Genomic DNA, 15,486 nt, shown 5'->3' with positions numbered 1-15,486 from the left:
TTCGATACTACGGTTTCTCTGCCGTGCTCCTGTGCATCAACACCGTATCGGGCCCAAACAGCAACGCGGACTAGCGGAAGCTCTCCATGTGGCTCTTGATGTTTTCCACGTATTGCTTGGTGTCCTCATACATGCCGCGTTCGCGAATGGAGCCCTGGCCTTGGTAGTAGGAACCAATGGCCTCTTCGAGGCTGGAGCTCGAGGCGACAAGAGCGCGCAAGACCGCGACACCGGCGGCGGCATTATCCCCGGCGTCGAGCAAATTTAAGTCTCGGCCCACCAGTTCGGACGCCCATTCGCCGGTGCTGGGGATGACCTGCATGGCGCCAATGGCGTTCGCGGGGGATACCGCGGTTTGCTGGAATCCGGACTCTTGGAAGGAGATGGCTTGCGCCAAGACCGGGTCCACGCCCAGATCGTAGGCGGTCTGCACCACAATCGAGCGCATCTCGTCTTGGCTGGGCTGCACTGAGTTCAGCAGCGCCGCTTTATTGGTATTCGCGTCCTCGACCACATGATCCGGGTAGGTCACTCCGCCAAAGGAATCCGGCACCAGGTCCTCGGCGGGAGCGGATTCGCCGCCCTGCACCGAGATTCCCGCGCCCAGCGAGAGCTTTTGCCCGGGATGGATCAGGCTGTTGATCTGCAAGCCATTAGCGTTCAGGATCGTCTGCTGATCAACACCGGTTTTCACCGCGATGGCGCTGACCGTGTCCCCTTCCTGAACCACATACTCGCCGCCCGAGCCACCCTGAGCGCCCGCGCCGCCGGCATCGCCCGCACCACCGCTAGGCGCCTCGCCTCCTGAACCCAGGACTAGCACGTCACCGGGGAAGATCAACGTGGACGCACCTAAATTGTTTTGACGCAGAATCTCTTGAAAATCCAGCCCAAACGCCAAGGCGATGGAGGTGACGGTGTCGCCTTCGCGCACCGTGTATTCGGCGGGCGCAGCGACGCTCCCTACATCGCTCTTAACTAGAGCGGCAAGCTGGTTGGCCGGCACTCCGGTGGCGGCCCCGCCAAATTTCGCTTGATGCGCGGCAATAAGTTTTTGCACACCGGCGCTCATCTGCGGAGCGGGCTCGGCCGCTTGCGCAGTGCCCACACCGGTCAACATCACGGCAGGCACGGTGGCGGCCGCAACAAACGGCGCGCTCTGTCGAAGGCGGCGGGCGGCGGCGCCAGACACACGGGTCTCACGGGGGGCATTCGACACGGGGGAACCTCTCTTCAATCCGGATTCAGCGCGGGGCGCGCGAGACTCCAGTTGCTGGTGTTACTTGTGATGCAAATGTGACTTAAGCGAATGTACACGATTGCGGCGTAGCGCAAAAGACGAAAATGACAATTATTCTGACCCCTCGGCGTGTCGCGCCGGGCAGGATCCCTGCCATTCGCCCGGCGCCGGGGACCTATGGCACGCTTAAACGGTGCAAAAAGTTGAAGAAATAGTCGGCGAGTGGCTCGATTTACGCACCGTGGCCGAGCGCCTCGACCTCAAAATCACCCGAGTTCATGCGCTCATCAATGAGGGACGGCTCGTGGCGTTGCGCGTCGGCGAGCCTCCGGTGCGCAAGATTCCGGCCGATTTCCTGGACGGTGACGCGCCCCTTGACGCACTTCACGGCACCATCACCTTGCTGCGCGATTCCGGTTTCAGCGACGAGGAACTCGTGATCTGGCTACACACCCCGGATGATTCGCTTCCCGGCACACCCATGGATGCGCTGAGAAGCGGCAAAAAAACAGAGGTACGACGGCGCGCCCAAGCCTTAGCTTGGTAGCTTGCCTGTGACTGAGGTGCTTCGAGCGCCCGGCTGAGCCGCTACGCGGCACGCGACATGGCGCCGACGGCAACATCGGACAGGGCCGCCCGCGTCAGTTCGTCCACGTTCAAGGATCTCAGCGCTTGCTCGGCCTGCACGCGAAGCTGGTCGATCAGGGACTCGGTCGCTGCCAGGGCGCCGGTGTCTTCCATTAAGCGGCGCACCGCGTCGATATCTTGCGCGCTCAAGTCGGCGCGCCCCAATTCCCGCCCGAGCCACTCGCGTTCCTGTGGCGTCGCGGCGGCGAGGGTGTGCGCTATTAAGACGGTGCGTTTTCCTTCGCGCACATCGTCGCCCGCCGGTTTCCCGGTCACCTTGGGGTCGCCAAACACGCCGAGAACGTCATCCCGCAACTGAAATGCCTTGCCCACCGGTAGGGCGAACTCTTCCAAACCGGCCGTCAATGCGGAATCGGCTCCGCCAAGAAGGGCGCCGAGAATAAGCGGGTGAACCACCGAGTACTGAGCGGACTTATAGGTCAACACATTCATGGCGCGGTTGACCGCATGTTCTGGTTCATACCCGGGTCCGACGGCTTCCTCCTGAACATCGAGATACTGCCCGGCCATGACTTCACTGCGCATCAGATTGAACCGGGTACGTGCGGCCGCAAAGTGCGGGCTGAATTCGGAGAGCGAACCGAAGAGTTCTTCGCTGCTGGCCAGGCAAAGGTCTCCGGTGAGGATTCCGGCGGCCATGCCAAAACGACCCGCATCCAGGTGCCAGCCCTCGCGCTGGTGTAGGCGTTCAAAGCCCTTGTGGACGCTGGGTGCGCCCCTGCGCGTGTCAGAGCGGTCAATAATATCGTCATGAATGAGCGCTGCGGCATGGAAGAGTTCCAGCGACATGCCGAGCGTAACCGGATCTGCACCCGAATCCGGTACTCGCCCGGTTGCGTAGGCGGCGGAGCGCCATCCCCAGTATGCCAAGAGCGCCCGCATCCGTTTCCCGCCGTTGCTCAGGCGTTCAAGAGCGTCGAACATGGGAGAAATTTCGTCGCCGAGATGCGCTAGCGCGCGTCGCTGCGATGCCCAGTGCTCAGTGATCGAGCGATTGAGTTCGGCCACAAATTCGCGTGACAGCGCCTCGTGCTCCGTGCGGGATCCCCCCATTTATTTGACCGAGCCCGGTAGCAGATTGGCGCCCAGTGTGACGGTCACAATGTCGGAGGGCCAATTAATGCTCAGGTTCACGCTTTCCTTGCCGTCGGCGCGGAGGTAGTCGCGGCTGAAGGTATTGGCGCCGTTGTTTTGGGTAGTGACGGTGAAACCTTGATCGGTGATGACCTTGTCATAGTAAGCGAGGGTGTCCGGTGGGTTTGCGCCGGAGGTCAGAACCATGGATACCGTGACGGTGCCTGCGGCAGAGTCGGCGGGGGACACCGTGGCGTCCACGAGCGTCGCTCCGTCCATCACCGGGAAAAGACCTTGGGGGAATCCCGAGGGGAGTTGCGCCGGGGCGGTCGGTGCCGAAGTTTGCGTTGATGCCTCGCCAGTCGCCACCACGTCCGAAGGATCGCTGGAACTTGTCGCTGCACTCCCGGAGGGGGAGTTGGACGCGGACGGCTCGGACCCGCCAGGGGTGCACCCGGTGAGGACAACGGCCAGCGCGGCGGCCAGAACTAATGGTGTGCGGATGCGCATGAGAACTCCAGGGGGTTGGGATGCCGTCAACTATCGGCTCTTCCAGTCTAAGCAACCATAGAATTAAGCCGTGAATTCTTCGGCGCCCTCCGACCCAGGAAGTCAAGTGAACCTGGACCGATTCAGCTTTGTCGCGGGTAACGATCTTCACACCGTCCACGTTCCCGAGCCAAGCTTCCACGGCTTAGCTGCGTGAAAGCCCAGTCGCGTCGTTGCCGATGTCCCGGAAGTCCCACTGCTCGAAAAGCTCGGGATGGGAACCATCTTTCACATCGATATGGACGCGTTCTTTGCCTCGGTGGAAATCTTGGACCGCCCCGAGCTCAAGGACGTGCCGATGTTTGTCGCCGGCCGCGGTCCGCGCTCGGTGGTGACCTCGGCAAACTACCCGGCCCGCGCCTTCGGGGTGCGCTCTGCCATGCCCGTTGCTCAGGCTCTTCGGAAATGCCCGCATGCCATCGCCGTCGAACCTCATTTTGAGAAATACCGCCACTATTCCGCGCTGTTCGGCGCGGTACTGGCGGAGGTGACACCGATTGTGGAGAAGGTCAGTATCGATGAGGCATTTATCGACGTAAGCAGCGCTGTTCGGCGGCTGGGCTCGCCGCTCGCGATAGCCATGGAGCTGCGCGCCGCGATCTTTGAAAGCACCGGACTGAGCGCCAGTATTGGGGTGGCGCCCAGTAAATTTGTGGCCAAAATTGCCTCCACCGGCATTAAACCGGAGGGCCTCTTGGTGATCCCGCGCAGCGAACAGGTGGCCTATGTGCAAAGTCTGCCGGTGAGGGCGCTCTGGGGCGTGGGAGCGAAGACGGCCGAACGGCTGGAACGGTTTGGGATTCTCAGCGTCGCAGACCTCGCGCACATTCCGGTATCGCAATTGGTCAAGTCGCTGGGGGCCACCGGCGAACATTTACACCATCTCGCGTGGGCGCGCGATCCGCGACCGGTCACCTCCGCACGCGTCGATAAGAGCATCGGAGCTGAGGAAACCTTCGCAACCGATATCGATGACGTGGGGGAGTTGGAGCGCGAACTCTTGCGTTTGAGTGTGAAAGTCGGATCTCGGGCGCGAGCCGCGGGGTTTCAAGGTTCGCGCGTGTCGATCAAGGTGCGGTACTCCGACTTCAGCACCATCACCCGCAACACCACCTTGACCGAGGCGAGCGATCGAACCCAGGACATTTTTGAGAGGTCCCGGAGCCTCTTGCGCCGCCTCGAGCCCTTCCCGGCTCCAATCCGGCTGATTGGGGTGCGGTTGGAGGCTCTGCGCGAGCGTGCGGGGAGTTTCGAGCAGTTGAGCATCGATCCGCACGATGAAGCCTGGAAGCACGTGGACCAGGTGAGCGATGATATTGCCGACAAATTTGGCGGCATCGGGGTGGTGCCTGCGCGATTGCTCAAGTCGCCGAAATCGGGGTCGGGAGCACATGCGGAGAACGGCAAAGCGGACGGCTGAATCGCGCGTGTGCGCTGGCGGCGTTCACCCGCAGACTAATGGTGTTTCGCGCGGCGCGGATTCGGCTTAGAATAAAGGGACCACAACTCTTTGGAGCGGTGAGTGATCGTTGACCAAGATCCATTGGCAAGGAGGCCCGCAGTGGCACTCTCGGAGCACGAACAGCGTTTGCTGGACGAACTTGAACTGCAGCTCAAGGCGGATGACCCGAAGCTAGCGAATACCTTTGGGTCCGCGCGCCCGGGAGGTTTCTCCACTCGGCGCATTTTGATCGGCGCGCTGATCACGCTCGCCGGTATTGCCACGCTGATCTTTGGCATCTCAATCCAACTCATCGTGGTCGGTGTACTGGGATTTGTCGTGATGGGCCTCGGAGTCTGGTTCGCGACAAGCCGCACGTCAAAAGCGTCCGCTCCCAAGGCCGATGGGCCCAAGCGGCAGCCGGCCACCACACCTAAGAGCAAGTTCATGAGCGATCTCGAAAACAAATGGGACGAACGCCGCCGTGATCAGTAACGCGGCATAGCCCTCTCACTCACCAATAGGCTCACCCCCACGGAAGGGTGGGCCTTTTTTGTGCCCTCCACTTTCCTCCCCACCCCCTCGTTTCGCATCCCCTGAGCGCATTTCACGAGCCGTATGCGGGGATGAAAGTGCGGTACGGGGATGCGAAACGAGGGGGTGCGCGGAAAACCCTCCACTTCACACCACCACGCCGCATCCCCGTGCCCGCGCGGATTCGTCTCAAGAAAAACGTGTCGCCCACCCGAAAACCGATTGACGGGGGAGGATTGTGGAGTAAAGTGGAGCAAGGTAGAGGAATGTGGTGACTCGATCGAAGGGGGTGGCACATGTTCTTAGGTACGCATTCGCCGCGCCTGGACGAGAAGGGCCGCCTCATCCTTCCGGCCAAGTTTCGAGACGAGCTTTCCAATGGGCTTGTACTCACTCGTGGTCAAGAGCGGTGCATTTACGTCTTTAGCCACAAGGAGTTCGAGCGGATGCATGAGCAGTTGCGAAACGCCCCCATCTCTTCGCGAACATCTCGTGACTACATTCGCGTGTTCCTCTCCGGGGCATCGGACGAGATGCCGGATAAGCAAGGGCGCATCACGATCCCCTCGGCGCTACGCCAGTACGCCGGTCTGAACAAGGAACTCGCCGTCATTGGCGCGGGAACCAGGGCGGAAATTTGGGATCAGGGCGCTTGGGTTACCTACCTGAATGAAAAGGAGACCCAGTTCTCCGAAACCGACGAGCTAGACATACCGGGCTTCTTCTAACCGAGAAGTCCATGTGCTGGTTTGAGATCTCCAGCCACCTGTTGGGAGCTTGGCACACCTTCCCCGGTGCCAAGAGCCACAAGTGGAGGGGGATCTGAAATCAGCACCCATCACCGGATACACAACAGTCTGGAAGGAGGACACATGGACGCACACCGCCGCGCCGGGCAGAACACCAAGCCCACCGCCGAGCGCCACGTCCCCGTCCTCCTTTCCCGCAGTATCCAACTTCTCGAACCGGCAATCAGCGCGGCCGCCGCGGCTGGCCGGACCCCCGTCATCGTGGACGCGACGCTCGGTATGGGCGGCCACACCGAAGCGCTGCTCTCCCGTTTTCCCGAGCTCACGGTGGTCGGCCTGGATCGGGACACGCAAGCACTCGAGCTCGCCGGCGCCAGACTGGCACCCTTCGGCGATCGCGTGCACCTGGTTCACACCGAATATGACGGCATCCGGGAAGCGCTGGACGGTCTGGGCATGGAAAGCGTTGACGGCGTCCTCTTCGACCTCGGCGTGTCCTCGCTTCAATTGGATGAAGTCGACCGCGGTTTCGCGTACTCCTTCGACGCGCCGCTGGACATGCGCATGGACACCACCACCGGGATCACCGCCGCAGAACTGGTCAATACCGCCAGCCTGGAGGAACTCCGGCGCATCATTCGCACCTGGGGCGAAGAAAAGTTCGCGCACCGGATTGCGCACGCCATTGTCCAGGGCCGGGAGAAGACACCGTTTGCAACCACTGCTCAACTCGTGGAGGTCATCAGGGCGGCGGTTCCGCCCGCGGCAGGCAAGTCCGGCGGCCATCCCGCCAAGCGCACGTTCCAAGCATTGCGCATCGCAGTCAACGAGGAACTCGACGTGCTCACCCGCGCCATGCCTGCAGCGATCAACGCGATCGGCGTGGGCGGCCGCATTGTGGTGCTGTCCTACCACTCCTTAGAAGACAAGATCGTCAAGCACGCCTTCGCAGAAGGACTCGTCTCCAGCGCGCCAGCCGGATTCCCGGTCGAGCTGGACGAACACAAGCCATACCTCAAAAGCCTCGTGAAGGGCACCGGCAAGCCCAGCGAGGAAGAAATCAGCGATAACCCCCGGGCCGCTTCGGCCAAACTTCGCGCGGTCGAGCGCATCACGGAAAGGAGGGCATCATGAGTGCGATGCCAGCTGTAGGGACCACCACGTCAGTGCGCGGCAACACCGCCCTGGCGCCGAGCAGTACCCGCACCCAGTCCACGCGCCCCCGTTCCCCGCTCGCGGTGGTGCCCGCACCGGCTAAGCGCCGCCGCCCGCCGCTCGCCGTCTGGATCATGCTGATCCTGGTCGCCGCCATGGCAACTGTATTGACCGTCAATATTGCGGTGTCCTCCAGCCAATACCAGCTCGTGGAACTCAAATCTCAGCGCGACAAACTCGTGGAATCCAATCAGTCGCTGACGCAACAGGCCGACAATTACGCGGCTCCCTCGAATTTGTACCAACAAGCCTCACAATTAGGAATGACGGTTGGTACCTCTGTGGGGTCCATCGATGTGGAAAAGGGTAGCGTCACCGGAAACCCGGAGCCCGCGGTCAAGGCCGATCCGCTGCGCAACCTCATGGGCGCACCAGCCGTGATTTTGGATGGCACTAAACCCCAAAGTGCCTCCTCCGTGGAAGAGAAGCCTGCTGAAGGCGCCGACAAGGAGAAAAAGGACGATGCTCCCGCAGCTGCCGAGCCGAAACCGGCCGACCTCAACGGCGGTAGCATCCCTGCTCCCAAGCAACGCTAACACCAGGACCGCAGCCGCCAACCCTAGGATGATCACCCGTGGCCACCTCACCGTCCAACACTAGCGATCAATTGCGTTCCGCCCGCCGACGCGTCAGATTTTCCACCGCGATCATTTTGGTCCTGCTCTTGATTGTGACCGCCCGCCTCTTCCAAATTCAGATCTTGGAAGGCGCAAACATGGCGCAAGCGGCCCAGAATCTGCGGCTGCGTGAAGAGACCATTCAGCCGTTGCGCGGGTCCATCGTGGATCAGGATGGCGAAGTCTTGGCGCAAAGCGTGGAGCGCTATGACCTGGTGATCAGCCAAGAAGCCTTCGCCCAGGTCACCGGGGATGACAAAACCTTCCGCCGCGAAGACCCCAATACCGGCAAGGAAATCGACATCAGCGTCGACCAAGGAATCAAAGAACTTGCCGGGGTGCTCGGTTTCAAAGAAGAGGACGTTCGCAAAGCGGTCATTGGCACCAAGCAGTACTCGATGATCGCGAAGACGGTCACCCCTGACATCAAGAACAAGGCCCTCGCACTTCGCCTTCCGGGTTTGGTCGCCAACCAGGTCGATGTGCGCACCTATCCCAATGGTCCGGTCGCCGGGCAGGTGCTCGGATACGTCTTCTCCGACGGCAAGGCCGGACTCGAGGGCAGCCAAGACGAAAAACTCACCGGCACTCCCGGCAAACGCACCTATGAGATCGGCGGCGACGGGATCCTGATTCCGTTCTCGTCCAAGGAAGACACCCCTGCGGTCAACGGCAGCACGGTCAAACTCACCCTGGATAAAGACATACAGTTCGCCGCCCAGCAGTACGTCGCCTCCGCGAATACGGCCCTTTCCGGCGACTGGACCTGCGCCGTCGTCATGAAAAAGAACGGCGAGATCGTCGCCCTCGCCGACTCCACCTTCATGGACCCGAATGACCCGGCCAAAACCGAAACCGACTTCCGCCAGTCCATGTGCACCACCGCCGCCATCGAGCCCGGGTCCACCACCAAGCTCATCACCATTGCCGCGGCCATGGAAGAAGGCAAAATCGGGCCGCTCAGCACCTTCAACACACCCAACCGCTTCACCATCGGCGGCCAGGAATTCAAGGACTACGCAGAGCACCCGACGATCAACAGCACCGTCGCGGGCATCTTCGCCGATTCGTTGAACACCGGAACCGTTCAGATCGGCGACCTGCTCACCAAAAAGCAACGCTACGATTGGCTCACCAAATTCGGCGCCAACAAGATGCTGGACATCGGACTCCAAGGCAGCACGCCCGGTTACCTCGCAAAACCAGAAGAATGGGATGACCGCCAGCAATACACCGTCCTCTTTGGTCAAGGCATTTCGCAAACGGTGCTGCACACCGCGATGCAGTACCAGGCGATCGCCAATGACGGTGTGATCAAGACCCCGCAGCTCGTGGATTCCTATATCGCCCCGGACGGCACCGAAACCAAGGCAGAGCGCGACCCCGGAACCCGCATCCTCTCCGAAGACACCGTCAAAAAAATGGACGGCTTGCTAGAAACCGGCACCAAGGACGGCTACGGCCGCGCAGGGGCCCTGGATCAGTGGCGCGTCGGCTCAAAAACCGGTACCGCGGAGGCGCCCTCGCCCAATGGCGGTTACGAAGGCACCACGATCACCTACGCGGGCATCGCCCCCATGGACGACCCGCAATACATCGTAGTGGTGACCACCCAGCGCCCCAAGGTGCCCATGAACCAGTCCAGCACCGGCCCCGCGTTCAAGGACATCATGAAGCAAGTGCTCATCCAGAACAAGGTCGCCCCGTCCACGGGCGAACCGACGATTTACCCCAAGACTGCCGAATAACATAGATATCTGTGACGAACCGTGATTCTTCCCTGAGACCCGCCGCTCAGCCCGCGATCGAGCTGAGCGCCGTCAGCGACCTACTCCAGGTGCCCGCCGATGCCCAGTCTCTTCTCGCTCACGGTGTCACCGTCGATTCGCGTTCGGTTCAACCTGGCGACCTGTACTTCGCGTTACCCGGGGCCAAAACCCACGGCGCGCAGTTCGCCACCCAGGCCGTCGCGCACGGGGCCGTAGCGATCGTTACCGACGCTGGCGGCCAGCGAATCCTGGACACACATACCGTGCCGGTGTTGGTCGCCGACAACCCGCGCGAGCTGCTCGGCACGGTTGCCGCGCGCATGTACCGCACGGCCGAGACGCCGCTGGACACCTTCGCGGTCACCGGCACCAATGGCAAAACCACCACCACCTTTTTCCTGCGCGCCCTGCTCGCCTCCCTGCATCGGCGCGCCGGGCTCATTGGCACCATTGAGATGCACGACGGCGTTGCCCCCGTCCCGAGCTTGCTCACCACTCCGGAAGCATCCCAAGTGCATTCCTTGCTGGCACGCATGAACGAAAACGAGGCCTCGGCCATGGTCATGGAGGTGTCCTCGCATGCCCTGGAATTCGGTCGGGTCAACGGCCTGGTCTTCAGCGTCGCGGGGTTCACCAACCTGACCCAGGACCACCTGGATCTCCACGGCAGCATGGACGAGTACTTCGCGGTCAAGGCGCGGCTCTTCACTCCCGCCCACTCACGCAGTGCCGTGATCACCGTGGATGACCCCTGGGGAGTCAAAATGGCTGAGCACGCCCAAGAGTCCGGACTTGAGACCCTGACCCTCGCGACGCTGCCGGGAATTGACGCCGACTTCCAGGTCCAGAACATTGTCCCGCATGGCCTGGGCAACACGTTCGAGCTCGCTCAACCCTCCACCGGCGATCGTATTCGCGCAACGGTGCACCTGCCCGGCCATTTCAACGTCGCCAACGCGGCGCTTGCACTAGCGATGGTCCGCGCCCAGGGCGTCAGCGCGGACGAGTTGCAACGCGCCGTGGATACCTCGGACCCTTTTCGCAGCGCGGTCCCCGGGCGGATGGAAATTATCGCCGAACACCCGGCCGCCGTGGTCGACTTCGCGCACAACCCCGATGCGATGCGGCAGGCCCTGGAGTCCATCACGAGCCGCACGACCGGTAAAACCATCCTTGTTTTCGGCGCTACGGGGGAGCGGGACACCACCAAGCGCGAAATCATGGGACAAGTGGCCGCGACCTACGCCGATGTGGTCATTGTCACCGATGACGACCCGCACGGCGAGGATCCGGCGGCAATCCGCCGCGACGTCCTGGACGGGGTAAACGCGCACCCGCGCGTCGCAAAAGGGCTCGTCGACGTGATCGAAAGCGCCCCTCGGCAGGACGCCATCTTCCGTGCCGCAGCTCTCGCCAACGCCGAGGACGCCATTCTGGTTGCCGGTCGCGGACACGAGACCATCCAGGACGTTGGCGGGGTAGACATTGAACTTGATGACCGCGTCCAGATGCGCGCCGCCTTGCAAAAAGTTGGATTCTCTGAGCTCATTGACCCCGCGATAGAGTCCTAACCGACATGATTGAACTGACCGCACAGGAAATTGCCGACATGACGGGCGGTGTGCTCGCTGCCGGTACCGACCCCCAGGCAACCGCCACCTCGGCGACCACCGACTCCCGCGAGGTCCGCGAAGGCTCGCTGTTCATCGCCAAACCGGGCGAACACGCCGACGGACACGATTTTGTTCCGGCCGCACTGCAGGGCGGCGCTTCGCTCGTCCTAGCCCAACGCGAACTGAGGGTAGGCGAGAAGACGGTACCGGCCGTCGTCGTACCCGATGTGGTCCTTGCCATGGGGAAACTAGCCGCGGCGCTGGTTGCCCGGATCCGCGAACAGGGTGAACTCACCGTGATTGGCATTACCGGTTCTGCCGGAAAGACCACCACCAAGGATTTGCTCGCCGGGATTCTGAGCGTCCAAGGGCCCACGGTCGCGCCGATCGGCTCCTATAACGGGGAAGTCGGGGTCCCGCTCACCGTCTTTAATGCGAGCCTGGACACCCGCTACCTGGTCATTGAAATGGGTGCCACCAAGATCGGCAACATCACCTATTTGACGGACATGGTGCGGCCCGACATCGGTGTGGTGCTCTTTGTCGGAACCGCGCACGCCGGCGAATTCGGCGGCGTCGAGAATATTGCGGTAGCCAAGAGCGAGCTCGCGCAAGCCATTGGCACCGACGGGCACGTGGTGCTCAACCGGGCCGACCAGCGCGTACGCGCCATGGCCGAGGTCGCCGCCGCGCCGGTGTTGTTCTTTGACGCGCAGGCGACAGAGCCGGTCCCGGGCGAGGTCACAGTCACCGCGGTCGAGTTCACCGACGCCGGCTTTCCACGTTTCACGCTCACCTTCCCGAACGGCGAGGACTATCGGATCACCGCCGGGCTTCTGGGCGAACACCACCTGGGCAATATTGCCGCCGCCGCGGCTGCCGCCTTTGCCGCCGGAGTGCCGACAGCGGACATTGCGGGGGCGCTAGATGGACAGGGCCCGCAAAGCCGCTGGCGCATGGAGCGAACCGAACGCGCGGACGGCGTCACCATCATTAATGACGCCTACAACGCCAACCCCGAATCCATGCGGGCCGCGCTCAAAACGCTCGCCGAGCTGGGGCGCGAGCGCCGCACCTGGGCCGTCTTGGGCGAAATGCTGGAGCTGGGGGAGGACTCCATCCGCGCCCATGACGAGATTGGCCGCACCGCGGTGCGCCTGAACATCAGCAAGGTGCTCGCCATTGGCCCGGGCGCCAAACCGATCCACACCGGAGCCTGGATGGAAGGGTCCTGGGACCAAGAAGCGAACTACGTCGATACACTCGAGGACGCCGAACGGTTCTTGAACGACCACCTTCAGCCCGGAGACCTGGTCCTCTTTAAATCTTCCAACTCTTCCGGGGTACGCCACCTGGGAGATCGGATAGCATTACAAGCTAGCCACCAAGAAACGCAGTCGGGGGAATCCACACCATGATCACTTTGCTCACCGGCGGTGCCCTTGGTCTCCTGATCTCCTTGGCCGGAACACCGCTCTTCATCCGCTTCCAGCGCAGCCGCGGCTACGGCCAGTTTGTGCGCGATGACGGTCCCACCACGCACCACACCAAACGCGGCACGCCCACCATGGGCGGGGTCGTCATCATTGTCGCGGTGCTCTGCGGCTACTTTCTGGCGCACCTCATCTCCTGGCTGATGAACCCCGAGCGCAACGGACCCACAGCCTCCGGTCTGCTCTTGCTATTCCTGATGGTCGGCATGGGATTCGTCGGTTTCCTCGACGACTTCATCAAGGGTTCTCGCCAACGCAGTCTCGGCCTGAATGCCGGGTGGAAAATTGCCTTGCAATCCGCGATCGGCATTATTTTTGCGGTGCTGGTCTTGCAGTTCCCTAACACGCAAGGGGTCACCCCGGCCTCGACCCAAATATCCTTCCTGCGCGATACCGGAATAGACCTCGCCTTCGCCGGGACGGTCCTCGGGACCATCCTGTTTGTCATTTGGGCAAACTTCATCATTACCGGAGCATCCAACGGCGTGAACCTGGCCGACGGTCTCGACGGTCTCGCCGCCGGAGCCTCCATCATGGTTTTCGGCGCCTATATGCTCATGGGCATTTGGCAGACAAGCCAGGCCTGCGGGTCCGGCCGAAACCTCGGCAGCGTCTGCTATGAGGTACGCGACCCGCTCGACCTCGCCCTCATCGGCGCGGTGTTCTGCGGGGCGCTCATCGGATTCCTCTGGTGGAACACCTCGCCCGCGCAAATCTTTATGGGCGACACCGGATCGCTCGCCATCGGCGGGGCCATCGCCGGGTTCGCCATTCTGTCCAAGACCGAACTGCTGCTCATCATCCTGGCCGGACTCTTCGTGCTGATCAGCCTTTCGGTGATCATCCAGGTGGGCTATTTCAAACTCACCGGCGGTAAACGCTTCTTCAAGATGGCGCCCCTACAACATCACTTTGAACTCAAGGGCTGGGCGCAAGTGACCGTGGTGGTCCGTTTCTGGATCCTCTGCGGCCTCTTCGTCGCGATCGCGCTCGGCATCTTCTACGCCGAATGGGTGGTCGGCCAGTGAGCGCACCACTGGACGAGCTCACCTCCTGGGACGCGGACTGGTCCGGCCTCCGCGTGCTTGTCACCGGCATCTCGGTCACCGGTTTCTCGGTGGCGGACACGCTCATCGAGCTCGGCGCAAGGGTGGTCGTCGTCGATGGGAAGGACACCGAAGAAACCCGAGAGCGCGCCGACACCCTGCGCATCGTGGGGGCGGCGGACATCCTCTTGGGCGCCGAACACACCGAGGAACTGCCCCTCATTGACGGCCAATCCCCGGAACTGGTCGTCACCTCGCCCGGCTGGCCCCCGCACGCGCCGCTGTTGAGCGCCGCAAGCGCGGCAGGCATCCCGATCTGGGGCGAAGTGGAACTTGCTTGGCGGGTGCGCCAGCGGCGCGGCAAAAAAACTGCGAGCTGGCTGGCCCTGACCGGAACCAATGGAAAAACCACGACGACGCAGCTCGCCGAATCGATGCTCCTCGCCGCCGGTGCCGCGGCAGTAGCGGTAGGGAACATCGGCACCCCCATTCTGGACGCCATCCGCAACCCCACCGAGTACGAGTATTTTGTGCTGGAACTCTCCAGCTTCCAACTGCACTACACGAGTTCCATGTCGCCGGTTGCGGCCGCCGTGCTGAACGTCGCCGAGGACCACCTCGACTGGTACGCAGGGGACTTTGATGCCTATGTGGAGGACAAGGCCAAGATCTACCACAACACCCAGATCGCGTGCGTGTACAACGTCGAGGACCCGGTCACCGAGCAGATGGTGATGGAGGCCGATGTGATCGAAGGCGCCCGCGCGATCGGCTTCACCACCGGCATGCCGTCCATATCGATGCTGGGCGTAGTCGAGGATGTCCTGGTGGACCGGGCATACATCCCCGAGCGTCAGACGTCCGCGGCGGAGATCGCCACCTTCGCCGACTTCGGCCCGCGCGCCCCACGGCACCTGGTCGCCAACGCCTTGGCCGCAGCGGCCCTGGTGCGCGCCATCGGGGTCAGCCCGGCAGCGGTGCAATTGGGCATCCAAAACTTTAGAACCGGTGCGCATCGGATCGAAACCGTGGCCGAAAAAGACGGTGTGGTGTGGGTCAACGACTCCAAAGCCACCAACCCGCATGCCGCGTCCGCCTCGCTGGCCGCCTTCGACCCGGTCGTCTGGATTGCCGGAGGACTCTCCAAGGGCGTGGACTACAACGAACTGGTGAGCGAACATGCCAAGCGGCTGACCGCCGTCGTACTTATTGGCGCCGACAGCGAAGAGCTAGCCGGCGCACTCGGGCGACACGCGCCCGATGTCCCCGTGATCCGCATAGATCCGGGGCACACTGGACAAGAAGACTCGACCTCGCTCGGCGAGCGCGTGATGTCTGATGCCGTTGAAGCGGCCAAGACCGTAGCCCATGACGGGGACACGGTGTTGTTCGCACCGGCCGCAGCGTCGCAGGACCAATTCCGGTCCTACGCCGAGCGAGGGGACGAGTTCCGCGCCCAAGTGGAAAGGCTGCTTGGGTCGAATACGTGAGGGAGAGC

Annotated in this window: 15 protein-coding genes; 12 read left to right on the top strand and 3 right to left on the bottom strand. The window is 62.4% G+C overall.

Annotation, left to right across the window (positions count from 1 at the left end; translation table 11 throughout):
* Positions 1 to 70: 70 nt before the first annotated feature.
* A complete protein-coding gene (locus O148_RS0102030; RefSeq protein WP_240470763.1) occupies positions 71 to 1,219 on the bottom strand; it encodes a lytic transglycosylase in 1,149 nt (382 codons plus the stop codon).
* Between the two features lie 214 nt (positions 1,220 to 1,433).
* Between O148_RS0102030 and O148_RS0102025 the strand changes: the two genes are divergently transcribed.
* Entirely contained in the window at positions 1,434 to 1,787 is a 354-nt protein-coding gene (locus tag O148_RS0102025; protein ID WP_026529599.1) for an Rv2175c family DNA-binding protein, read from the top strand.
* 41 nt (positions 1,788 to 1,828) lie between these two features.
* On the opposite strand, the gene O148_RS0102020 is transcribed toward O148_RS0102025, so the two are convergent.
* Positions 1,829 to 2,812, bottom strand: coding sequence for a polyprenyl synthetase family protein (locus O148_RS0102020; protein WP_240470762.1), 984 nt, complete (start codon positions 2,810 to 2,812; stop codon positions 1,829 to 1,831).
* A gap of 129 nt (positions 2,813 to 2,941) precedes the next feature.
* Entirely contained in the window at positions 2,942 to 3,472 is a 531-nt protein-coding gene (locus O148_RS0102015) for a hypothetical protein (RefSeq protein ID WP_026529597.1), read from the bottom strand.
* Positions 3,473 to 3,542: 70 nt separating this feature from the next.
* On the opposite strand from O148_RS0102015, the gene O148_RS18160 reads away from it, so the two are divergent.
* The 11 genes from O148_RS18160 (at position 3,543) to murD (ending at position 15,478) form a co-directional block, all read left to right on the top strand.
* Positions 3,543 to 3,668, top strand: a complete 126-nt coding sequence (locus O148_RS18160; RefSeq protein ID WP_276203062.1) for a hypothetical protein — start codon at positions 3,543 to 3,545, stop codon at positions 3,666 to 3,668.
* Positions 3,669 to 3,725: 57 nt separating this feature from the next.
* A complete protein-coding gene (dinB, locus tag O148_RS14205) occupies positions 3,726 to 4,931 on the top strand; it encodes a DNA polymerase IV (protein ID WP_051619710.1) in 1,206 nt (401 codons plus the stop codon).
* Positions 4,932 to 5,072: 141 nt separating this feature from the next.
* Complete coding sequence (locus O148_RS0102005; protein WP_026529596.1) at positions 5,073 to 5,447, top strand: DUF3040 domain-containing protein; 375 nt, start codon at positions 5,073 to 5,075, stop codon at positions 5,445 to 5,447.
* Positions 5,448 to 5,782: 335 nt separating this feature from the next.
* The gene (gene mraZ / locus O148_RS0102000) at positions 5,783 to 6,214 is read left to right on the top strand and encodes a division/cell wall cluster transcriptional repressor MraZ (protein WP_026529595.1); all 432 of its coding nucleotides are present in this window, start codon (positions 5,783 to 5,785) and stop codon (positions 6,212 to 6,214) included.
* Positions 6,215 to 6,358: 144 nt separating this feature from the next.
* A complete protein-coding gene (gene rsmH, locus O148_RS0101995; RefSeq protein ID WP_026529594.1) occupies positions 6,359 to 7,369 on the top strand; it encodes a 16S rRNA (cytosine(1402)-N(4))-methyltransferase RsmH in 1,011 nt (336 codons plus the stop codon).
* Complete coding sequence (gene ftsL / locus O148_RS0101990; RefSeq protein ID WP_026529593.1) at positions 7,366 to 7,986, top strand: cell division protein FtsL; 621 nt, start codon at positions 7,366 to 7,368, stop codon at positions 7,984 to 7,986. The genes rsmH and ftsL overlap by 4 nt, the downstream gene beginning before the upstream one ends.
* A gap of 38 nt (positions 7,987 to 8,024) precedes the next feature.
* Entirely contained in the window at positions 8,025 to 9,815 is a 1,791-nt protein-coding gene (locus O148_RS0101985) for a peptidoglycan D,D-transpeptidase FtsI family protein (RefSeq protein WP_026529592.1), read from the top strand.
* A gap of 11 nt (positions 9,816 to 9,826) precedes the next feature.
* Positions 9,827 to 11,407, top strand: a complete 1,581-nt coding sequence (locus tag O148_RS0101980) for a UDP-N-acetylmuramoyl-L-alanyl-D-glutamate--2,6-diaminopimelate ligase (protein ID WP_205618158.1) — start codon at positions 9,827 to 9,829, stop codon at positions 11,405 to 11,407.
* A gap of 5 nt (positions 11,408 to 11,412) precedes the next feature.
* Positions 11,413 to 12,867 (top strand): UDP-N-acetylmuramoyl-tripeptide--D-alanyl-D-alanine ligase, encoded by a 1,455-nt coding sequence (locus O148_RS0101975; protein ID WP_026529590.1) that lies wholly within the window; start codon positions 11,413 to 11,415, stop codon positions 12,865 to 12,867.
* Complete coding sequence (gene mraY / locus O148_RS0101970; RefSeq protein WP_026529589.1) at positions 12,864 to 13,970, top strand: phospho-N-acetylmuramoyl-pentapeptide-transferase; 1,107 nt, start codon at positions 12,864 to 12,866, stop codon at positions 13,968 to 13,970. The genes O148_RS0101975 and mraY overlap by 4 nt, the downstream gene beginning before the upstream one ends.
* Positions 13,952 to 15,478, top strand: coding sequence for a UDP-N-acetylmuramoyl-L-alanine--D-glutamate ligase (gene murD, locus O148_RS0101965; protein WP_026529588.1), 1,527 nt, complete (start codon positions 13,952 to 13,954; stop codon positions 15,476 to 15,478). The genes mraY and murD overlap by 19 nt, the downstream gene beginning before the upstream one ends.
* Positions 15,479 to 15,486 lie beyond the last annotated feature (8 nt).

Source organism: Haematomicrobium sanguinis DSM 21259 (genome assembly GCF_000688395.1).
In the GTDB taxonomy this organism is placed as follows: domain Bacteria; phylum Actinomycetota; class Actinomycetes; order Actinomycetales; family Micrococcaceae; genus Haematomicrobium; species Haematomicrobium sanguinis.
The sequence above is the reverse complement of the archived record's forward strand: the minus strand, read 5'-3'. Positions and strand labels throughout refer to the sequence as shown.

Coding starts and splice junctions, on each gene's coding strand:
- O148_RS0102020 (WP_240470762.1), bottom strand. CDS start 2,812: ATGTTCGACGCTCTTGAACGCCTGAGCAACGGCGGGAAACGGATGCGG.
- O148_RS0102015 (WP_026529597.1), bottom strand. CDS start 3,472: ATGCGCATCCGCACACCATTAGTTCTGGCCGCCGCGCTGGCCGTTGTC.
- dinB (WP_051619710.1), top strand. CDS start 3,726: ATGGGAACCATCTTTCACATCGATATGGACGCGTTCTTTGCCTCGGTG.
- mraZ (WP_026529595.1), top strand. CDS start 5,783: ATGTTCTTAGGTACGCATTCGCCGCGCCTGGACGAGAAGGGCCGCCTC.
- rsmH (WP_026529594.1), top strand. CDS start 6,359: ATGGACGCACACCGCCGCGCCGGGCAGAACACCAAGCCCACCGCCGAG.
- ftsL (WP_026529593.1), top strand. CDS start 7,366: ATGAGTGCGATGCCAGCTGTAGGGACCACCACGTCAGTGCGCGGCAAC.
- O148_RS0101975 (WP_026529590.1), top strand. CDS start 11,413: ATGATTGAACTGACCGCACAGGAAATTGCCGACATGACGGGCGGTGTG.
- mraY (WP_026529589.1), top strand. CDS start 12,864: ATGATCACTTTGCTCACCGGCGGTGCCCTTGGTCTCCTGATCTCCTTG.
- murD (WP_026529588.1), top strand. CDS start 13,952: ATGGGTGGTCGGCCAGTGAGCGCACCACTGGACGAGCTCACCTCCTGG.